The 20035-nt window shown below is 44.7% G+C and carries 19 protein-coding genes; 8 read left to right on the top strand and 11 right to left on the bottom strand.

What is annotated here, in order from left to right; genetic code table 11:
• The first annotated feature begins 289 nt into the window (after window positions 1-289).
• Both mltF and IX91_RS26935 read left to right on the top strand, forming a co-directional pair.
• Window positions 290-1822, top strand: coding sequence for a membrane-bound lytic murein transglycosylase MltF (gene mltF / locus IX91_RS03850; RefSeq protein WP_038197892.1), 1533 nt, complete (start codon window positions 290-292; stop codon window positions 1820-1822).
• A 207-nt stretch (window positions 1823-2029) separates the two neighbouring features.
• A complete protein-coding gene (locus IX91_RS26935; protein ID WP_004743068.1) occupies window positions 2030-2164 on the top strand; it encodes a hypothetical protein in 135 nt (44 codons plus the stop codon).
• Window positions 2165-2207: 43 nt separating this feature from the next.
• On the opposite strand, the gene tadA is transcribed toward IX91_RS26935, so the two are convergent.
• From tadA to IX91_RS03815, 7 genes are all read right to left on the bottom strand, one after another.
• On the bottom strand, window positions 2208-2759 hold the full coding sequence (gene tadA, locus IX91_RS03845; protein ID WP_050809756.1) for a tRNA adenosine(34) deaminase TadA: 552 nt from the start codon (window positions 2757-2759) through the stop codon (window positions 2208-2210).
• A 93-nt stretch (window positions 2760-2852) separates the two neighbouring features.
• Window positions 2853-4409, bottom strand: coding sequence for an AbgT family transporter (locus IX91_RS03840; RefSeq protein ID WP_004743070.1), 1557 nt, complete (start codon window positions 4407-4409; stop codon window positions 2853-2855).
• 335 nt (window positions 4410-4744) lie between these two features.
• Window positions 4745-6304: an AbgT family transporter gene (locus tag IX91_RS03835; RefSeq protein ID WP_004749853.1), complete on the bottom strand. Its 1560-nt coding sequence runs from the start codon at window positions 6302-6304 to the stop codon at window positions 4745-4747.
• Window positions 6305-6575: 271 nt separating this feature from the next.
• A complete protein-coding gene (locus tag IX91_RS03830; protein WP_004743235.1) occupies window positions 6576-6995 on the bottom strand; it encodes a prepilin-type N-terminal cleavage/methylation domain-containing protein in 420 nt (139 codons plus the stop codon).
• The gene (locus IX91_RS03825) at window positions 6985-8229 is read right to left on the bottom strand and encodes a hypothetical protein (protein ID WP_050809757.1); all 1245 of its coding nucleotides are present in this window, start codon (window positions 8227-8229) and stop codon (window positions 6985-6987) included. The genes IX91_RS03830 and IX91_RS03825 overlap by 11 nt, the downstream gene beginning before the upstream one ends.
• Window positions 8226-8876, bottom strand: coding sequence for a PilW family protein (locus tag IX91_RS03820; RefSeq protein WP_004743233.1), 651 nt, complete (start codon window positions 8874-8876; stop codon window positions 8226-8228). The genes IX91_RS03825 and IX91_RS03820 overlap by 4 nt, the downstream gene beginning before the upstream one ends.
• A complete protein-coding gene (locus IX91_RS03815; RefSeq protein WP_004743232.1) occupies window positions 8854-9363 on the bottom strand; it encodes a GspH/FimT family pseudopilin in 510 nt (169 codons plus the stop codon). Before IX91_RS03815 ends, IX91_RS03820 begins: the two co-directional genes overlap by 23 nt.
• 151 nt (window positions 9364-9514) lie before the next feature.
• On the opposite strand from IX91_RS03815, the gene IX91_RS03810 reads away from it, so the two are divergent.
• A complete protein-coding gene (locus tag IX91_RS03810; protein WP_236642851.1) occupies window positions 9515-9898 on the top strand; it encodes a type IV pilin protein in 384 nt (127 codons plus the stop codon).
• A 44-nt stretch (window positions 9899-9942) separates the two neighbouring features.
• Here IX91_RS03810 and dnaJ read toward each other — a convergent pair whose 3' ends face one another.
• Window positions 9943-11085, bottom strand: coding sequence for a molecular chaperone DnaJ (gene dnaJ / locus IX91_RS03805; protein ID WP_004743230.1), 1143 nt, complete (start codon window positions 11083-11085; stop codon window positions 9943-9945).
• Window positions 11086-11331: 246 nt separating this feature from the next.
• Window positions 11332-13251: a molecular chaperone DnaK gene (gene dnaK / locus IX91_RS03800; RefSeq protein ID WP_004743229.1), complete on the bottom strand. Its 1920-nt coding sequence runs from the start codon at window positions 13249-13251 to the stop codon at window positions 11332-11334.
• 96 nt (window positions 13252-13347) lie between these two features.
• Between dnaK and IX91_RS03795 the strand changes: the two genes are divergently transcribed.
• Window positions 13348-13686, top strand: coding sequence for a hypothetical protein (locus IX91_RS03795; RefSeq protein WP_038550281.1), 339 nt, complete (start codon window positions 13348-13350; stop codon window positions 13684-13686).
• Window positions 13687-13712: 26 nt separating this feature from the next.
• Window positions 13713-14054 carry a four helix bundle protein gene (locus IX91_RS03790; protein ID WP_004749172.1) on the top strand — a complete coding sequence of 114 codons (342 nt, stop codon included), beginning with the start codon at window positions 13713-13715 and terminating at the stop codon, window positions 14052-14054.
• A gap of 108 nt (window positions 14055-14162) precedes the next feature.
• Here IX91_RS03790 and IX91_RS03785 read toward each other — a convergent pair whose 3' ends face one another.
• Together IX91_RS03785 and grpE are read right to left on the bottom strand one after the other, a co-directional pair.
• On the bottom strand, window positions 14163-15440 hold the full coding sequence (locus IX91_RS03785) for a dicarboxylate/amino acid:cation symporter (RefSeq protein ID WP_004744364.1): 1278 nt from the start codon (window positions 15438-15440) through the stop codon (window positions 14163-14165).
• Between the two features lie 284 nt (window positions 15441-15724).
• The gene (gene grpE, locus IX91_RS03780) at window positions 15725-16321 is read right to left on the bottom strand and encodes a nucleotide exchange factor GrpE (RefSeq protein ID WP_004744365.1); all 597 of its coding nucleotides are present in this window, start codon (window positions 16319-16321) and stop codon (window positions 15725-15727) included.
• 144 nt (window positions 16322-16465) lie between these two features.
• Between grpE and nadK the strand changes: the two genes are divergently transcribed.
• The 3 genes from nadK (at window position 16466) to bamE (ending at window position 19961) form a co-directional block, all read left to right on the top strand.
• Complete coding sequence (gene nadK / locus IX91_RS03775) at window positions 16466-17350, top strand: NAD(+) kinase (protein ID WP_004744366.1); 885 nt, start codon at window positions 16466-16468, stop codon at window positions 17348-17350.
• Between the two features lie 412 nt (window positions 17351-17762).
• A complete protein-coding gene (recN, locus tag IX91_RS03770) occupies window positions 17763-19427 on the top strand; it encodes a DNA repair protein RecN (protein WP_004744367.1) in 1665 nt (554 codons plus the stop codon).
• 174 nt (window positions 19428-19601) lie between these two features.
• Entirely contained in the window at window positions 19602-19961 is a 360-nt protein-coding gene (bamE, locus tag IX91_RS03765; protein ID WP_004744368.1) for an outer membrane protein assembly factor BamE, read from the top strand.
• Window positions 19962-20035 lie beyond the last annotated feature (74 nt).

Below are 20035 nucleotides of genomic sequence, written 5' to 3'. Positions count from 1 at the left end.
TAAAGTGATATTGGAATAAATTCAGTGGGTTACTGTATTTCCTTCGAAGCTATTCCCGAAGGTTTTTCAAACCTATGCCGATTCCACCTCTTTGATGCGAGCGCATTATATAGCAATTGTTTTTGTGATGTAACACCAAAAGCAACCGTTTGCGTCATTTTTTTTGTCAATTTTGAAATACAGCAAGATTGAGAATTTAAGAACTCTTATCTCGCCGAATCACTGATTGGCTTGCCTTGTTATGACACTTTGATATAAATGCCGTACTGGATGTATGAGATCGTCGTTAATGAAGAAGTATTATATAAGTCACTTTAAGTCACTGAGCCTAGTTATGTTTGCAGCTTTGCTACTCTCTGGCTGCCAAATAGAATCTGAACCTAAAAGTGAACTCGACTTAATTAAAGAGCGTGGCGTCCTGCGCGTGGGCACACTCAATAATCAACTATCGTATTACATTGGCCCAGACGGCCCAGCGGGTCTTGACTATGAACTGGCGCGCGAGTTTGCCAACGAATTGGGCGTTCAACTTGAAATGAAGCCTGCTTATCGTATCTCTAGCCTTTACCCTGCGCTAGAAAAAGGAGAGATCGACATCATTGCCGCCGGGCTTAGCCAATCTCCAGAAAGGCTTAAAAACTTCCGCCCCGGCCCTGCTTACTATTACGTAAGCCAACAAGTGGTCTACAAAAAAGGCAACTGGCGTCCAAGAAACTTAAAGCAGTTACTGGCAAAACAAGCTGAATTGATTGAGAAAAATGAAGGGAAAGACGTTCTGAGTATTGTTGGAGATTCTCACTTCAATAAGACTCTGACCGACATTCAGGCTCAGCATCCAGATTTTTCTTACTATATCGACCCAAATGCTGACGTTAACGATCTGCTTAAAGCCGTCTCTCAAGGCGAACTTAGATTCACGGTCGCGGACTCGGTCGAGGTTTCGTTATCACAGCGCATTTACCCTGACATTGCGTTAGCATTCGAACTGACTGAAGACCAACCTATCTCGTGGTTCTTGCGCCCTTCTCAGGATGAAAGCTTATATGGCTTATTGATTGAGTTTTTCGGTGCGGTTAATCAATCCGGCCACTTAGCTTCTTTAGAAGAGAAATACATTGGTCACATTGGCAGCTTTGATTACGTCGATACCCGTGCCTTCATTCGTGCGCTCGATTCCAAACTGCCTAAATGGTCGCCTTTATTTAAGAAGTATTCTGATGAGTTTGATTGGCGCTTAGTCGCGGCATTGGCTTACCAAGAGTCTCACTGGAATCCGGTGGCAAAATCGCCGACTGGTGTACGCGGTATGATGATGCTGACCTTGCCAACGGCAAAGAGTGTTGGAGTGACTAACCGTCTCGATCCTGAGCAATCGGTACGCGGCGGTGTTGAATACCTGCGTAGAATGGTCGATCGCATTCCTGATTCGATTGAAGAGCATGAAAAGATCTGGTTTGCGCTGGCTTCATATAACGTGGGTTATGGGCATATGATGGATGCGAGACGCCTAACCAAACGTCAAGGGGGTAACCCAGATGCGTGGTCCGATGTAAAAGATCGTCTGCCACTGCTGCGTCAAAAGAAATACTACAGCCAAACTCGCTATGGTTTTGCCCGCGGTGATGAAGCGCGTAATTACGTAGAAAATATCCGTCGCTATTACCAAAGTATCATTGGTCATGTTGAGCAGCAGACAACGTCTAGCGACGACGTAAGCATAGACGACCTTACTGTAATCCAAGTGCCTGAAACCGCACTCTCAGATGCAATGCCTATCTCAGCGGCAGAGCCTGTTTCTGCAAGTGAAAGCACCAACGAATAGTCACTCTTAAGAGCGCAATTTTGTTTAAAGATTGCGCTCTTGAATTTCCTCTCCTTCGCCCACATATAATATCGTGTCGAAGATTACTTGCGAACTTTCTTAAAATCGTAACAATGAGCAGGTATAAGACGTTAACCGTCTGAATATCAGTTACCTTCGATACCGTTCGTGATTGATTTTATTTTAACCACAATAGGAGGTTGTTTTATGCAAAGACGTAAAATGCAGTCAAAACGCCTTAATAAAACCGTTGCCGCAAACCGCCGTAAGCGTATGTTAAGCAACAATAAGAAAAAGGTGATTGCACGTCACCGCGCATTTATGCAGTTAATCGCTGTATAAACCCAGAGAGCAAACATCTTAGCTAAGATGTTTGCTTGAAAACCTACTGGCCCCTCTGCTGCAACTTTCTCGCTTTTTTACGCTGCGCTTTTTGCTCCTTACGACGACGTCTAAAAAATGTCTGTAACTGAATACGACACTCATCTTCTAGTAGGCCATATTCAACATCCGCATAGTGGTAAGCCGCTTGGTGTTCAAATAGATTCAACACACTTCCTGCTGCCCCTGCTTTGAGATCGCGCGCCCCAAATACGATTCGTTTGACTCGACTATGTAGAAGTGCGCCTGCGCACATAGGGCATGGCTCTAAAGTGACATACAGCGTCGTGTCCAACAAACGGTAGTTCTGCAACGCTTGCCCAGCTTTACGTAAGGTCTGCATTTCGGCGTGAGCCGTCGCATCATGCTCACCGATGGATTGGTTCCACCCCTCAGCAATCACTTCGCCCTCTTTTACCAGTACAGCGCCAACAGGCACTTCACCTTCAGCTTCTGCTTTTTCGGCAAGCTTAAGTGCCAAGCGCATAAAATGATGATCTTGTTCAGAAAATTGTGGGGCTTCTTGCTCAGTAGACACTATGTTTGCTCGCAGCATTAATTTGGGGGATGGATTATAGCGTTTCAAATCGAGTATAACAAAACGCCCAGCATTTTAAGCTGGGCGTTGTGAATAGAGAGCTCGGAAAGATTAAAAACCTAACGGTAAACCAAAGGTAAAGAAACCAATCAATACTGCCGACCACAGAGTCAAGAAAGCGACAGAGTATGGCACCATAATGGCAATCACGTCACCAAATGTCAGCTCAGGTTTGTACTTACGCATAAAGGCCAGTACCACACCCGCATAGCTCATCATTGGTGTAATGATGTTGGTTGAAGAGTCAGCAACACGGTAAGCCGCGGTGACTAAGTCTGGCGTCATGTTCGGGTTAACTTGATACAGCATAGGAACGAAAATTGGACCAAGCAGCATCCACTTTGATGTTAGGCCACCTACAAACAAGTTAATCACAGCAGTAGTTAGAATAAAGCCAAGCAGCATTAACGCTGGGAACTGTTGCAGGCCCAGTGACTGTAAGAAAGTCGCGCCTAGGTAGGTCACATAAGTGCCTAAACCTGAGTAGCTAAGTAGCGCTAAGAAGTTGTAACAGAAGAAGGTCAGCACTAACACATAACCCATGGTGTTCATCTGCTTAACCATCGCACTTACAACATCTTGCAACTTCTTGAACTTGCCTGTTGCCACACCAAAACACAGACCAACAACCGCAAACACTAAAGAGATAAGAAGGATGATGTTATCTAGGTAAGGGGTTACCTCTTTTCCTGCGTCATTGGTGTAAGTCGCTAATGGGCCAATCGCCAAGCCGTAGATCGCAGCTAGAGTCGCTACTAGGCCGACACCCGCCCAACGCAGGCCTTTTTGCTCTTTCTCCGTAAGTTCAAACTCATCAAAGTTTACCTCCTCAGGCAGTTGATAAGACATCTTTTCCAGACGAGGAGTGATAAAGCGAGTAGTCACCCAAGCACCTACTGCAGCAAGCAAGAAGGTGGACACTAAGACGAAGAAATAGTGCATCGTCGCAGGGTTGAGCTCTTCACCGTTGCGACCAACGAAAGGAACGTTTTGTGATTCAGCAAAGATCTTCGCGTTTACACCTAAAACGACATCGACAGGTGTCGCTGGAAGTAAGTTAGCACTAAAACCTGCTGATACACCTGCAAACGCCGCTGCCATACCAATCAATGGGTTTTTGCCTAGTCCTGCGTAAAGTAGACCCGCAAGAGGAATCAGCACTAAGTAGCCTGCATCCGCCGCAATAGAACTCATGATGCCAAGGAAGACAACCAACAGTGGAAGTAAGCGGTCACTAATCTTTAGACCTACTTTTTTAATGACCGCAGTCAATAGACCAGAGTTTTCCGCAATACCAACACCTAGCATCACAATCAAGATAACGCCAAGGACACCATGACCAAATGCTAGCCAGTTTTGCAGTAGAGCGTTCTCAAACATCCAACGGAAATTTTCCGCCGCTAACATGTTCTTAATTGAGAACTCAACGGCCTCCCCGCCCTTGCCGATGGTTTCAAAGCTTACGCCATCCATCAATCCGGTAATGACCAGAGAAAACGCAAACAAGAACATGAAAATAATCACTGGATCTGGGATTTTTTTACCAGCACGCTCAATGAAACCTAAAACCCCTGAAGGCTTGGTTTCTTGCGCTGCAACTTCACTCATAGATGACACCCTAAACTTTTAACTGAGTCACATTTAATAAATTGGGCGGGCACATTAACAAACAGAATATAGGGTGTAAAACCGCGCTAAGAAGAGTGAGCAAGATAAAAAACCATAGTAAATGGCTATAACAAGACAATAGGCCAACGCGCAACATTCAGATCTGTTATTAATGTTATACAAAATCGATTTAATAGAATTAACAACCAATAAAAATTAATTTTTACATTTCAAAAACCCAGGAAATAGACATTTGCTGGGTTTATATTCCACTACAAAAACAAAAGCCTCGCTAATTAGCGAGGCTTTGTCATTTAGTGGTCGGTGACCAACAATTACATCGTGTAAGTGTAAGGTGCTTGAATACCTAGAGGGATACCTAGCATCCAGTACGCAACTAGGAAGATAGACCAACCAATCAGCATTGCGATAGAGAATGGCATCATTAGTGAAGCTAGAGTACCGATACCAGTCGACTTCACGTAGCGCTGACAGTAAACCACCACAAGTGGGAAGAAGACCATCAGAGGAGAGATGATGTTCGAAACAGAATCACCAACACGGTAAGCCGCTTGAGACAGTTCTGGTGAAATACCAACTGCCATTAGCATTGGAACTAGGATTGGACCAATCAGAGCCCATTTCGCTGACGCAGAACCGATTAGAAGGTTAACCGCCGCGGTTAGAAGAATCATACCGATGATTGTTGCTTCACCTGGTAGGTTCATCGCTTTCAGGCCTTCAGCACCGTATAGCGCTAGAAGAGTACCAATGTTTGACTGAGCGAACGCCGATAGGAACTGAGCACAGAAGAACGACATTACGATGTAAGCGCCCATGGTCGACATAGTATCTGCCATTGCTTTGATAATATCGTTACTGGTTTTGAACGTACCCGACACTTTACCGTAAACATAACCAGGGATGATAAACAAAATGAAGATCAATGGAACAATCGACTTCATAATTGGTGCTGAGAACGCTGTAATTTCACCTTCTGGAGAACGCAGTGCTGATGTTTCTGGGATCAGAGCAACAACCAATAGAGCGATACCCGCAAGCATAGCCCAACCTGCGTAACGGAACGCTTTTGACTCTAGCTCAGTGAATGAACCTAGATCCGGTGCTTTTTCTGCATCTTCATCCACTGGTGTATTAGCTAGACGAGGTTCAATGATTTTCTCAGTAACATACCAACCAATCGCTACGATGATGACTGAAGAAATACCCGTGAAGAAAATGTTCGCCAGTGGGTTAACTACGTACTCAGGGTCAAGAACTTGTGCTGCTGTTTGCGTGAAACCTGCTAATAGTGGATCAATACCTGAAGGGATAAAGTTAGCAGAGAAACCACCTGATACACCAGCAAACGCCGCTGCGATACCTGCTAGAGGGTGACGACCAGCTGCGTGGAAAATGATACCACCAAGAGGAATAACCAGTACGTAGCCCGCATCTGCTGCAGTGTGCGATACGATTGCTACAAGGATTAGCATTGGTGTAAGAAGCTTAGCTGGTGTGAAGTTAAGCATTTTCTTCAGGCCAGTTGTAATGAAGCCAGAAGAGTCAGCAACACCAACACCTAGCATCGCTACAAGCACGATACCTAGTGGTGCAAAACCAGTAAAGGTAGTAACCATGTTCGCTAGAAAGCTTGCTAGAGATTCGCCAGTCAGAAGGTTGTTGATTGCAAGCGCTTCACCCGAACGTGGATTAATAAGGTCGAACGTGAAGTTAGAAAGAAGGGCAGATGCACCCCATGTAATGATCAGTGCCCAAAAGAACAGGATGGCAGGATCTGGGATCTTGTTACCCGCTCGTTCAATAAAGTTTAGGAAGCGGTCCATACCACTAGGCTTTGGTGACGGAGCTTTATTAATTGCTTGGTTACTCATGGTAACTCCATATGTGATGTTGTCGCGGTAGACCTTTATGCATTTATTATGTCGGTCTATTTTTCACCAAGTATTTTAGTGAATCCACTCTAATAAAGCACAACAATCTAGAGGTTTTTCCATAATTGGAGACATATTTTGCAAAAACGCCATCTACGTGCAACAAAGTCAAAACACAAACACTCGAGATTACTAAACAATAATGAAACCAAAATGCAAAATATAACGTATGCAGGTTAGTAAAATAGATCTACCAATTCACAATATGAATCTATCTGCTTATAAATTCACCATCTCTCGCAATCATTGTGTTAAGAGTTAATTGATGGGGCTCTCCTAGACGATCTTGCCACTGTGCGGTTATCGTTATCTGTTTAAGAGAAGAGGAAAGTTCAGCAGATGGCGTACTAATTTGCCAAACAAGCTGATATGAATGTAGAGAGTCTGAACCACTGCTTATCAAATCGAAATCTGCCACCGCGACGCCAGACTGACTTGGGTCTGCACCTCGGGTACGAAACCACTCCAGTTTATTTTCTATCAGGTTTAATCCTTCAATACTCTTAATCGCAAAATCACTTCTTTGCTCGATGTAAACCTGTAACTTAACCAAAGCTAGACTCGCAATACCGATCAGCAACAAGGCAATTAGCACTTCCAATAAAGTAAAGCCTCGCCGACTATTGCCCATACCAGCCTCCGGGATACCAAGCAAACGCTTTACGCCCCTCAATAGGGTTATTCGCCGCTGAATAATCTAAGTCATAGGAGCCTTTCAGTACAACTTCCCCACCCGGCGCATCAAAGTGCAACCCACCTTTGGGATGAAATGATCCGTTATCAAAATAGACAGTATGACTACTCAGCCAAGCCTGAATAGAACTTTTAAAACTGACTGCATTCCAATAATCATTCAGACTCGACACGCTAAAGTCTAATGACGACATGTCCACTAAGTGATAGAAAGATCCGGCAAATACATTTGAACCTGTCGAAGAGAAAATACCATTCTCTACCACTAGTGACGAAGGCCAAGCAATGTTCAAAGGAGTGGTGATGATGCAGTGCCCTTCTATCCATAGCCTGTTATTGGTCGATGTTAAGTGGCTATTAATCACATCAGCGCAGTTGTGGCCGTCAGAAACAGTCGCTAACGAGATCACCTGATATTGCAGCTTAGCGCGCGCAATATTTTCAGCGTTTTTCGCCATATTAAAGTAATTGTGAAACGTATTAAGCTGCGAGTCTTGCTGGTAATCGTTTTTAAACAAGTTGCCAGTTTCAGAGGTGCTTTGGTTGCTAGAAAGAGAAGTTTTGTACTCTGGAGCGCACTCGCCATTAAATCCTGAATAGGGGCCGTTAACCATAGGCGCGCTGGTCGACAATGTTCCTGTGCTTCCCCCGGTTTCATACGCCACTTTAGAGAGATACCTCACCGCCACGCAGTCATAAAAACCATCAGATCGAACCTCTCTTGGCGCATCTGGAGCAATATCGATGCTCCCAATCAAACGTAAATCCGCTGTCGATTGTATTGCGCCCATACCACTCACCTCACTGTGATGAAAACGGCGATTAATTCGATAGTTTTCACTGTCGGCGTGTACTAGGTAGTTGTCTTCGCTGAGCGGTTCGATATAAAGCGCTTCTAGTTGCAAGGTTTCTTTACATACATCATTAAGCAAGGTGTTAGCCGCAGAAGAAAGCGCGTTAAGCTGATCCGGAAATGCATTTACATAAGCGTAGGCGCATTCTACACCCGCTTCAGATTGCCAGTGAGCCTGCCTAACCTTCACTTCGTTTTGTGCTCGTTTAATCTGATAAAACAGAACTTTATAGCTAGTTAACCCGACTAACAAAGCCGTGACCAAAACAACGCTGGTAATAAGTAGAGTCGCAAACCCTCTTTCAATGGTGCGCCTCATTGCCAGTTCCTAAGTAACGCAGTGAGATTGGATTGATAAGTTATCTCAGTGTCAGAAAGAAGGTGCGCATGGATTGATATGGTCACCATTCGCGTCTCCGCCTCGCCACCTTTGACCACTTCTTTATTGAGCGAAAACTCTGTCACAGATATTTGTTTAGGGTTAAACAAATTAAAACAGTAACCTCCGAGCCCAGATGAAGAAGCGGAGGAAATTGAGAGAGGCTCGCTAGTGTGCTTTTCGCACAGCTTGAGTGAGTCTCCTAGCTCTATGGTTTCTGACTCTTCACGTTTATAGACGACATTGCGAAATGAAGCGCTTCCCGTAGAAGCGATGCGGTAAACATAGCCAAGTACCCCTAGCTCATTGTCGATATAAAGATGAGAAGTCGCTCCAGACAACTGGGCAGGGATAGCTGCAATGCCATTAAAACCTGCTCGGTGAATGTCCTCTTTTATTTGCAATAGGGTACTCGATAGGTTTTGCGCAAGCAGCAATTGCTTTCCTCTCTCGGTGGCGAGCTTTTGTCCGCTAGTAAATACCGTTCCGATAACTCCAATCGCCATAACTCCCATGATCGAAGCGATCAGGAGCTCGACTAGACTTGCCCCACGTTGACGACAATTACGCACAGTTGGGAAAACCATAACTACTTTCACTTAGCGCGCAGAGCATGATTCGGTTACCCGCGTAGGAACTTTTTACAATCAGCGCTTGGCTAGCGTGACCTTCGGGGTAGAAGCTCAAGCTACCATCTTTAATTCGACCGCGCAGACCATCGAATTTGATTCTATCTGCGGTATAAGTCCAATCGAGTTGTAAGTCTTTAAATGAAGTGCCCTGTAAGAATAGAATTTTGTTGCCCTCTCCTCTGGTGTCTGAATCTGTCAGTGTCACCGTCCAATCTTTGGCTAAAACTGGCGAAGAAGTGAAGGTAAAATGCGCCCATAAATCACGGTTTCTCCAAATCGCTTCAGAACGGGCTTGGTTTAAAAAACCATTGAGCTCGTTGGCTGCTCTGAGCATTTGACTATTGAGATGGAGATTATGAAAACTGGGTACAGCGACTGAAAGTATTACAGCCAACACCAGCATCGTGATTAATAGCTCTAACAGAGTAAACCCGCGAGACATTTCCCAAATTCCTATGCAAAGTCAAATGTAAAGAAGTTTCCAACTTGAAGACATGCTAGCAGCTTAGAAAAATAGGCGAACAACCTGATAGGAAGCATTCGAAATGATTCGAAAAAAGTTATGTAATTCAAGAAAATATCGAGTAAAAGCAATGACACTTGTCGAATTGATGCTCGCTTTAGCCATTATCTCGATAGTCGCGGCAATCGCGTATCCAAGCTATCAAAGCCACTTACTCAAGGCACATCGGACTGCTGCACTGGCGGATCTAGCCAAGATTCAGATCGAACTCGAACAGCACTATTCTGGGAGTTACCAATCGGCAGCAACATCGGTGTTATCTGGAGGGAGGTGTAGATTCTGCACCTTAGATACTGAGCATTTCACTGTGTCTATTTCTGCCACAGCGTCTGCATATACTATCAAGGCAGAACCTATCGGCGCGCAGTTAAAGGATCAGTGTTCCGACAATCACTATAACCAACTGACCATCAATCAAACAGGTGAAATGACGCCACCCAATTGTTGGCAATAAAAAAGCCTGCTGAGAAGCAGGCTTTCAAAATCTTAGTGCTAAAGTTAGCTAGTTAGGTCATCAAAGAACTTCTTCACACCGTTGAAGAAGCCTTCTGATTTTGGCTTATGTTTCGTTGCCGCTTCACCACCACAAGACTCTTCAAATTCTTTTAGCAGATCTTTCTGACGCGAGCTAAGGTTTACTGGCGTTTCGACAACTAGTTTAACAATCAGATCGCCAACACCACCGCCACGAACACCTTTGACACCTTTACCACGCATACGGAACATGCGACCAGTTTGGGTCTCTGTTGGAACTTTAAGGTTTACACGACCATCAAGTGTTGGCACTTCAACTTCACCACCCAGTGCTGCCATAGCAAAGCTCACAGGTACTTCACAGTAAAGGTTGTTGCCATCACGCTCAAAGATATGGTGCTCTTTGACATGAACTTGAACGTACAGGTCACCCGCCGGAGCGCCATGCTCTCCCGCTTCACCTTCACCAGAAAGACGAATACGATCGCCCGTATCTACGCCAGCTGGGATCTTAACGTTAAGGGTCTTAGTCTTCTGCTTACGACCTTGTCCATGACATACATTACATGGGTCTTTAATGATCTTGCCTTTACCATGACAGGTAGGACAGGTTTGTTGAACCGCAAAGAAACCTTGACGCATCTGAACCTGACCATGGCCATGACAGGTGCCACAAGTTTCCGCAGAAGTGCCTTTCTTAGCGCCGCTACCTTCACAGCTGTCACAGTGAACCAGCGTTGGTACTTCAATCTCTTTAGATACACCACGAACCGCTTCTTCAAGTGACAGTTCCATGTTGTAACGAAGGTCAGCACCGCGCTGAGCACGATGACCACCGCCACCACGACGACCGCCACCGAAGATATCACCGAACACATCACCAAAGATGTCACCGAAATCAGCACCGCCACCACCAAAGCCGCCGCCGCCCATACCGCCTTGTTCAAAAGCAGCATGACCGTATTGGTCATAAGCAGCTTTCTTTTGCGGATCGAGAAGAATTTCGTACGCTTCTTTTACTTCTTTAAACTTTTCTGCTGCGCTTTCATCGCCCTGGTTACGGTCTGGGTGGAATTTCATCGCTAGGCGCTTGTAGGCCTTTTTAATATCACGCTCTGATGCATCGCGGCTTACGCCTAATACTTCGTAAAAATCACGTTTTGACATGTTCTTCGTCACCAATGTAGTACTGCAAACGGAGGATGGGAATCACACCGCTTGGTGTTTGTATCATTCTAGATAAAGATTCGAGATTCGAGATTCGAGATTCGAGATTCGAGATTCGAGATTCGAGATTCGAGATTCGAGATTCGAGAACCATTATCTAGACTGACATCTTAGTTACAAACATACGGGCGTATGAGTTTCCTCAAACGCCCGCAAGAAATTAAATTAAGTATGTCGAATCAAGAATTACTTCTTGCCGTCTTCCTTAACTTCTTCAAACTCAGCATCAACTACGTCATCTTGTTGAGGCTGTGCTTGTTCTGCACCAGCTTCAGCGCCTTGCTGTGCTTGAGCTTGCTGTTGAGCGATTTCCATTAGCTTTTGAGCTGCTGCCATAAGTGCTTGAACTTTAGCGTCGATCGCTTCTTTGTCTTCGCCCTTACGTGCTTCTTCTAGCTCAGAGATAGCTGCTTCAATCTTCTCTTTCTCGTCAGCTGGAAGTGCATCACCTGCTTCTTCCACTTGCTTACGAGTACCGTGAATCATTTGGTCAGCTTGGTTACGTGCAGTAGCTAGCTCTTCGAACTTCTTGTCCGCTTCTTTGTTAGCTTCTGCTTCTTGTACCATTTTCTCGATATCTTCGTCGCTTAGACCGCCAGAAGCTTGGATAGTGATCTTCTGCTCTTTACCAGTCGACTTATCTTTCGCAGATACGTGTAGGATACCGTCCGCATCTAGGTCGAAAGTTACTTCGATTTGAGGCATACCACGTGGTGCTGGCTGAATACCTTCTAGGTTGAATTGACCTAGAGACTTGTTGTACATCGCCTGCTTACGCTCACCTTGAAGAACGTGGATAGTAACCGCATTCTGGTTGTCTTCTGCTGTAGAGAAAACTTGGTTCGCTTTCGTTGGGATAGTTGTGTTCTTCTCAACTAGCTTAGTCATTACACCGCCCATAGTCTCAATACCTAGAGACAGAGGAGTAACGTCTAGTAGAAGTACATCTTTAACATCACCAGCAAGTACACCACCTTGAACTGCAGCACCCATTGCTACTGCTTCATCAGGGTTCACGTCTTTACGAGCTTCTTTACCGAAGAACTCAGCAACTTTCGCTTGAACCATTGGCATACGAGTCTGACCACCAACTAGGATAACGTCAGTAATGTCGTTCACAGATAGGTCTGCGTCAGCTAGAGCAACTTTTAGAGGCTCAAGAGAACGTTGAACTAGGTCTTCAACTAGAGATTCTAGTTTCGCACGAGTCACTTTAACGTTCATGTGCTTAGGACCAGTCGCATCTGCAGTTACGTAAGGTAGGTTTACGTCTGTTTGAGAAGTAGAAGAAAGCTCAATTTTCGCTTTTTCTGCTGCTTCTTTAACACGCTGCATTGCTAGAGGATCGTTCTTAAGATCGATACCTTGCTCTTTCTTGAACTCTTCAACTAGGTAGTTGATCATGCGGTTATCGAAGTCTTCACCACCTAAGTGAGTGTCACCGTTAGTTGCTAGTACTTCGAACGTTTTCTCGCCTTCAACTTCGTCAATCTCGATGATAGAGATATCGAATGTACCACCACCAAGGTCGTATACAGCGATAGTGCGGTCACCGCCTTGCTTGTCTAGACCGTATGCTAGAGCTGCAGCTGTTGGTTCGTTGATGATACGTTTAACTTCTAGACCTGCGATACGGCCAGCATCTTTAGTTGCTTGACGCTGAGCATCGTTAAAGTAAGCAGGTACTGTGATAACTGCGCCAGTTACTTCCTCACCTAGGAAGTCTTCTGCAGTTTTCTTCATTTTCTTTAGGATTTCAGCAGAAACCTGAGGAGCTGCCATTTTCTGGCCTTGCGCTTCTACCCAAGCATCACCGTTGTCAGCCTTAACGATTTTGTAAGGCATGATTTCGATGTCGCGCTGAACTTCTTCGTCTTCGAAACGACGACCAATAAGACGCTTAATTGCAAATAGCGTGTTAGTTGGGTTAGTAACTGCTTGACGTTTTGCAGGTTGACCTACTAGCGTTTCACCGTCTGTGTAACCAATTACCGATGCAGTGGTGCGCTCACCCTCTGCGTTTTCAATTACACGTGGTTTGTCGCCGTCTAGTACAGCAACACATGAGTTAGTAGTACCTAAGTCAATACCAATGATTTTACCCATCAGGCTATCTCCGAATAAATTTCTATTTTCGTTTTGCTATATCCCCTATGTGGGGATGGAGAATCGGGTTTCAACCCTTGCTCACAAACAAAAATAATGATGTTTGCTTCTCTATGCCCAATAGATAAGGGCGGCAAATGGCTTTTCAAGGGACGAAGTGAAAAAAAGTTAAAAAAGATTTGGAGAGCTGGAGAGCTGGAGAGCTGGAGAGCTGGAGAGCTGGAGAGCTGGAGAGCTGGAGAGCTGGAGAGCTGGAGAGCTGGAGAGCTGGAGAGCTGGAGAGCTGGAGAGCTGGAGAGCTGGAGAGCTGGAGAGCTGGAGAGCTGGAGAGCTGGATTATTATCTCTTCCAGAGAACAAGTGTCGTCAACTAATTTTAAACTTGCTGAGTTTCTTCATACTATTTTCATGCGATAAAGCGCTCATCAAGGTTTAGGGTGTTTCATTTCTTCAGTGTTCAGAATGAAATATCAAAATTTACATGTGTGGCAAATCAGTTTTGAGCTATGTAAGCAAGTCTACCCAAAAGTTAATCACATAAGCGATTACTCGTTTCGAGATCAAATTAGGCGCTCTTGTATCTCTATCTCAAGTAACATTGCCGAAGGGATGGAAAGAGAAAGCAATAAAGAAACTGCATACTTTTTAAGTGTCGCGAAAGGATCTACAGGAGAATTGAACACTCAACTTCTACTTGCTGCGGAGTTTGGCTATATATCCTTAACTGACCGAGACAAATTATGCGAACAGTGCAATCGTATCGCAAAGATCCTTGCCTCTCTAATAAGAAAATTTCGTACCTAACAGCTCCTTAGTGCCTAGTTTTCTCGTTATCTAGCTTTCCAGTTCTCCATTCTCTTCAACAAAAAAGCGAGCCCTAAGGCTCGCTTTCAAATTCCGACACTTTAATGATTAAGCATTCGCTTGAGCGGGTTTCGCTTCTACTTCTGCTTCTTCTTTGCCGATTTCACCTTCTGTTTTTGCAACGATAGTGTTGACAGCGGTATCGCCCACTACGTTAGAAGATGTACAGAACATATCGTTGATACGGTCAACAGCTGCGATGATTGCAAGACCTTCTGGTGGAAGACCTAGTTGGTGAAGAAGAACGCCGACCATTACAACGCCGCCACCTGGAACACCACCAGCACCGATAGATAGAAGCAAGATAGTAAGACCTAGAGTGAACACATCAGCAGTGTTGATTGGCTGACCAAATGCGTTTGCAACGAAGATAGTCGCTAGTGCGATGTAGATAGACACACCAGACATGTTCATGGTTGCACCTAGTGGTACACCAAAACCTGCTACTGATTTTGAAACGTGTAGTTTCTCAGTCAGAGTACGCATTGTTACAGGGATCGTCGCGTTCGAGCTTGCAGTAGATAGAGAGAATAGGATCTGCTCACGAGTTGCACGTAGGAACGTCTTTGGAGAAGTACCTGTCGCAATGCCTACTGCCATTGGGTAGAAGAAGAAGATCCAGAACACTAGCATTGCCACAACAAGCGCTACATAGCCTGCTACAGACATTAGCGTGTTCGCGTCTAGCGTTGCACCTAGTTGAATCATCAGCGCAAATACGCCGTATGGAGCAAGGCTCATTACAAGACCAACCAGCTTCATCATGATTTCGTTAGCCATCTTGAATGTGCGAATAGCCGGACCACCGCGTGAATCAAGAGCTTGAATAGCAAGACCTGTCAGGATTGCCATGAAGATGATTTGTAGCATGTCACCATTAGCAAACGCTTGAACAGGGTTGCTTGGTACAATGTTAACTACTAGTGAGAAGATATCAGGTGTTTCAGTTGTTGTGAGTTTAACCGTTTCTGAAATCGTACCTGCTAGGTTCGCGTCAGCACCTGGTTGGAAAATCATACCAACTGTAAGCGCCGCAGTAATCGCGATGATGGTGTTAATAATGTATAGAGCAAAGGTTTTACCACCAAGACGACCAAAGGCAGTGATGTCTTTCAGGTCAACAATACCACATACGATTGAAACGTATACCAAAGGTACAACAAGTAACTTGATCAGTGATACGAACATACCGCCCGCGCCTTCAGCAGCGCCTAGAAGGTAAGTATCAAAGATTGCAATCCCGCTAAATAAGTACTGGATCGCAGTACCGATCAGTAGACCAGCAAACAAGCCTACAAAAATCTTGCTTGAAAGCGATTTATCCATCATCCATCTCCAGAATGTTGTGTTTTCAATTTATGGTTTTATAGTTTATTCCGCCAGTTTTTCCGACAGAGTTCGCACATAATACACACAAAGGTTACAAAATAAAGACTTTGTTTACGATAATGTTACAAGTTTCAAATCAGAAATTAATTTTCGGTTAAACTTCATACTAAGAATAATTCACCAAATCAATTATTTATTGAGAGATAACACAACTGGTCTGAGGGGATAAAAAAAGAGAGGCCTAAGCCTCTCTTCTGTTTAAAACACGTTAAGTGTGAAAATTATTTAGCAACCATTACCATTGCAGGGCGAATCACGCGACCGTTAAGCTCGTAACCTTTCTGCATAACAAACATAACCGTATTAGCTTCGTGGTCAGGGCTCTCTTGGATAGACATCGCTTGGTGCATTTCTGGGTTAAACACTTCACCTTCAGGGTTGATCTCTTTTAGACCAAACTTAGAAACCGTGTCTACAAACGTTTTGTGCGTCAGTTCCACACCTTCAAGCAGTGGCTTAACCACTTCGTTTTCAGTGTCAGCGGCTTGAATTGCTCGCTCTAAGTTATCGATAACTGGCAACAGTTCTTCCGCAAACTTGTTTAGAGCGTATTTACGCGCTTTATCGATCTCAGTTTCAGTACGGCGACGCATGTTTTCAACTTCAGCCTTCGCACGTAGCACACCATCTTGCTGTTCCTGAATTTTCGCTTCACTTGTTAGTAGCGCTGCTTCTAGTTGAGCAATCTTAGCGTCTTTCTCATCACCAATATCTTCAAGCTCTGCTTCCGCTTCTTGAGCAGCCGCTTCTACTTTCTCTGCTTCTTCGATGATTTGATCCAGCTCTTCTTCTGTAACTTTGTTTTCTTCGTTGCTCATGATATCTCCAGAATTCAACTTTATTGGTTCCCAACACATCACGTTTATCGTATTGGGATACACAAAAATTCGCATAAATAGCTAACTTGCCATTATTATGGGGATGAAGATTGTCGAATCAAGCCTATTTGGTGCGGAAAACCTATGAAAAAACCTTTTGAAGTGATCGCCATCATTGGTAAACCAAGAGATCAGCAAGCTATAGCGACTCATAGAGAGCTGTATACCTGGCTTCAAAGCGAAGGTTATAAAGTGTATATCGACGATCGATTGAGTGAAATCTTAGATGATATTCCTAGTGACGATTTCGCTAGCCTGATTCAACTTGGGCGCATTGCCGACTTAGCGATCGTCGTCGGTGGTGATGGCAACATGCTAGGCGCTGCGCGTGTCCTCTCTCGCTTTGATATTTCTGTCATAGGTGTAAACAGAGGTAATTTGGGTTTCCTTACCGACCTAAACCCAGAAGATTTCCAAACAGCCTTATCTGCCGTACTGAATGGCGAGTTTATCGAAGAAGAGCGCTTTTTGCTCGAAGCAGAAGTGCATCGACATGGGCAAGTTAAAAGCCACAATGCCGCGCTAAACGAAGCGGTGCTTCACCCTGGGCAAGTCGCCCATATGATTGAGTTCGAAGTTTACATCGATGATAGCTTCGCGTTCTCTTTGCGTGCGGATGGCCTCATTGTATCTACGCCAACCGGCTCAACCGCCTACTCACTCTCCGGCGGCGGCCCTATTCTGTCACCAAGTTTGAATGCCATTTCACTGGTGCCGATGTTCCCGCATACCTTATCTAGTCGACCACTAGTGGTCGATAGCGCGCGCCACATTAAGCTTGTCGTTTCTCCAGATAACCGCGGAATGCAAGAAGTGGGCTGTGACGGTCAAGTATCATTGCCAGTCTCACCTGGGGATGAAGTCCACATCTACCAAAGCCCGAATGTACTTAAGCTGATCCACCCGAAAGATTACAGCTACTACCATGTATTGAGAAACAAGTTGGGCTGGTCGAGTCGGTTGTTTTAAGAGCCGGAGAAGTTTCGAGGGGTTGGCGTACTGCGTCAACCCTTTTTAGTTTTGGCGCACTTTTCTAAGGAAGCGGGATGTGGGAACGGACTTCGTCCTATGGATAACTGGGTAACTGGGTAACTGGGTAACTGGGTAACTGGGTAACTGGGTAACTGGGTAACTGGGTAACTGGGTAACTGGGTAACTGGGTAACTGGGTAACTAACGTTGCTCTTTTGTGGTTGAGGAGTCAACTCTCGCTTTCCAGAAGGGCGAAGCTCGATCCCGTTTTCCAGCAGCGAAGCGATCCATAGGACGAAGTCCGTTCCCGCTCCTGATCACAAAATTTTCCCTTCGCCACTTTACTGTATAAAGAAACAGTATATACTGTTTTCTTATACAGTATTGTTCATTTAAACAGGTACGACAAAATGCTGGCTCATCTAAGTGTTAATAATTTTGCAATTGTTAAGTCTCTACAGCTAGAGCTATCCAAAGGAATGACAACCATTACCGGTGAAACTGGCGCAGGTAAATCCATCGCCATTGACGCTCTCGGTTTGTGTTTAGGCGGGCGCGCGGAAGCCAGCATGGTACGGCAAGGTGAAGAGAAAACTGAAGTAAGCGCGGCTTTCTCTTTAGAGAACAATATCAATGCTACTCGCTGGCTAGAAGACAACGATTTATTAGATGGTAGCGACTGTATTCTGCGCCGTATCATCAGTAAAGAAGGCCGCTCACGTGCTTTTATTAACGGTAGTCCTGTCCCACTTTCTCAATTAAAAACTTTGGGGCAACTGTTAATCAACATCCATGGTCAGCATGCCCATCATCAATTGATGAAAAGTGAGTACCAAATGGCAATGTTGGATCAATATGCAGGTCACTCTAACCAGCTTAAGAGCACGCGTAACGCCTACCAGTCTTGGCGACAATCAGACAACAACCTTAAGCAGTTGAAAGAAAACAGTGCGGCAAACCTAGCTCAGAAACAACTTCTTGAGTACCAAATCAAAGAGCTTAATGAACTCTCTCTTGGCGAGGATGAATATGAAGAACTCGAACAAGAACACAAGCGTCTCTCAAACAGTGGAGAACTTGCCTCTACCTGCCAACAAGCCATCGAACTTATTTACGAAGGTGAAGAAGTTAACGCGCTTGGTATTTTGCAATCGGCCAATCACTCCTTAATCCAGCTCGCTGAGTTGGATGAAAAATTGGCTGAGTTACCCAATATGCTTTCTGAAGCTATTATTCAAGTTGAAGAAGCGAATAGTGAACTTCGTAATTATTTGGACAACATTGATGTCGATCCTGCACGTATGGCTTACGTGGAAGAACGTTTCTCTAAAGTCATGTCGATTGCGAGAAAGCATCATGTTATGCCTGATGAACTTTACCAACATCATCAAGATCTACTCGGTCAAATAGAAGCACTTGATTGCTCGGACGAACGCCTAGAAGAACTTGAACAAGAAGTAGAAAACAAATATCAAAGCTTCCTAACAACGTCAGAAAAGCTCCATAAATCGCGCATTCGTTATGCCAAAGAACTCAATAAGCTGATCACGGCTAGCATGCACGAGCTTAGTATGGAAAAAGCGCAGTTCCGTATTGAGGTATCCAATGAAGGCACTCACCCATCCCCACTTGGCATGGACACAGTGTGCTTTGTTGTCTCAACTAACCCTGGGCAACCAATGCAACCTATTGCCAAAGTTGCCTCTGGTGGTGAGCTTTCGCGCATATCGCTAGCAATCCAAGTGATCACAGCACAAAAAGTCGATACTCCTAGCCTGATCTTCGATGAAGTCGATGTGGGTATTAGTGGCCCAACAGCCGCTGTGGTTGGCAAAATGCTACGTAAACTTGGCGAATCCACTCAAGTTCTGTGTGTCACTCACCTTCCTCAGGTCGCGGGTTGTGGTCACCAACAGCTGTTCGTCGCGAAACAAACCAAAGCAGGTAAAACCGAAACGCAGATGCACTGCTTAAACAATGAGCAACGCGTATCAGAATTAGCCCGACTACTAGGCGGAAGTGAAATTACTGATTCAACACTAGCCAACGCTAAAGAGCTGCTTATCGCCGCTTAATCCCCGCTTTTTCGAGTCAAAGTTCCTTTCAATGAAGAATTTTGACTCGACTTTGCAACCAAATTCAAAAATCATGGTCTGAATCAATTCAAAATGCTCTCAGCTTTTTACTTTAGCGCTTAGCTTGTTTATTATCGGCTGAGTTTGATTTTTATCAGTTACAAGAATTTAAGTATGCAATTAAAAAAGTGGCTTATCGCTGTACCACTCGCTATGACAATGCTGACAGGCTGCTCGCTATTAGAAAAGTTGGTATACCGCATTGATATCAACCAAGGCAACTACGTAGAGCAATCTGCAGTAGAGCAATTAAAGTTTGGTATGACTAAAGAGCAAGTCCGTTATGTAATGGGCTCACCTATGCTCGTAGAAAATGGTTATCCTGATACGTGGTACTACATCTACCACCATACCGAAGGTCACAACGACTCAATTCAGAAAAACCTCATCGTTGACTTCAACGGTGAAGGCCAACTCGTTAATGTCGCTGGCGATTTCCCGCCAAGCAAAGACTTTTTTGAGAGTATTAACTAAGAGCTGGAGAGCTGGAGAGCTGGAGAGCTGGAGAGCTGGAGAGCTGGAGAGCTGGAGAAGATTTGAAGGGTTGG

This window comes from Vibrio tubiashii ATCC 19109 (assembly GCF_000772105.1).
GTDB classification, from domain to species: Bacteria; Pseudomonadota; Gammaproteobacteria; order Enterobacterales; family Vibrionaceae; genus Vibrio; species Vibrio tubiashii.
This window is presented reverse-complemented; position numbering and strand designations above follow the sequence as displayed.

Excerpts from the sequence above, each read along its gene's own strand:
- mltF (WP_038197892.1), top strand. The coding sequence starts at position 290 with ATGAAGAAGTATTATATAAGTCACTTTAAGTCACTGAGCCTAGTTATG.
- IX91_RS26935 (WP_004743068.1), top strand. The coding sequence starts at position 2,030 with ATGCAAAGACGTAAAATGCAGTCAAAACGCCTTAATAAAACCGTTGCC.
- tadA (WP_050809756.1), bottom strand. The coding sequence starts at position 2,759 with ATGCTGCGAGCAAACATAGTGTCTACTGAGCAAGAAGCCCCACAATTT.
- IX91_RS03840 (WP_004743070.1), bottom strand. The coding sequence starts at position 4,409 with ATGAGTGAAGTTGCAGCGCAAGAAACCAAGCCTTCAGGGGTTTTAGGT.
- IX91_RS03835 (WP_004749853.1), bottom strand. The coding sequence starts at position 6,304 with ATGAGTAACCAAGCAATTAATAAAGCTCCGTCACCAAAGCCTAGTGGT.
- IX91_RS03830 (WP_004743235.1), bottom strand. The coding sequence starts at position 6,995 with ATGGGCAATAGTCGGCGAGGCTTTACTTTATTGGAAGTGCTAATTGCC.
- IX91_RS03825 (WP_050809757.1), bottom strand. The coding sequence starts at position 8,229 with ATGAGGCGCACCATTGAAAGAGGGTTTGCGACTCTACTTATTACCAGC.
- IX91_RS03820 (WP_004743233.1), bottom strand. The coding sequence starts at position 8,876 with ATGGTTTTCCCAACTGTGCGTAATTGTCGTCAACGTGGGGCAAGTCTA.
- IX91_RS03815 (WP_004743232.1), bottom strand. The coding sequence starts at position 9,363 with ATGTCTCGCGGGTTTACTCTGTTAGAGCTATTAATCACGATGCTGGTG.
- IX91_RS03810 (WP_236642851.1), top strand. The coding sequence starts at position 9,515 with ATGACACTTGTCGAATTGATGCTCGCTTTAGCCATTATCTCGATAGTC.
- dnaJ (WP_004743230.1), bottom strand. The coding sequence starts at position 11,085 with ATGTCAAAACGTGATTTTTACGAAGTATTAGGCGTAAGCCGCGATGCA.
- dnaK (WP_004743229.1), bottom strand. The coding sequence starts at position 13,251 with ATGGGTAAAATCATTGGTATTGACTTAGGTACTACTAACTCATGTGTT.
- IX91_RS03795 (WP_038550281.1), top strand. The coding sequence starts at position 13,348 with ATGATGTTTGCTTCTCTATGCCCAATAGATAAGGGCGGCAAATGGCTT.
- IX91_RS03790 (WP_004749172.1), top strand. The coding sequence starts at position 13,713 with ATGAAATATCAAAATTTACATGTGTGGCAAATCAGTTTTGAGCTATGT.
- IX91_RS03785 (WP_004744364.1), bottom strand. The coding sequence starts at position 15,440 with ATGGATAAATCGCTTTCAAGCAAGATTTTTGTAGGCTTGTTTGCTGGT.
- grpE (WP_004744365.1), bottom strand. The coding sequence starts at position 16,321 with ATGAGCAACGAAGAAAACAAAGTTACAGAAGAAGAGCTGGATCAAATC.
- nadK (WP_004744366.1), top strand. The coding sequence starts at position 16,466 with ATGAAAAAACCTTTTGAAGTGATCGCCATCATTGGTAAACCAAGAGAT.
- recN (WP_004744367.1), top strand. The coding sequence starts at position 17,763 with ATGCTGGCTCATCTAAGTGTTAATAATTTTGCAATTGTTAAGTCTCTA.
- bamE (WP_004744368.1), top strand. The coding sequence starts at position 19,602 with ATGCAATTAAAAAAGTGGCTTATCGCTGTACCACTCGCTATGACAATG.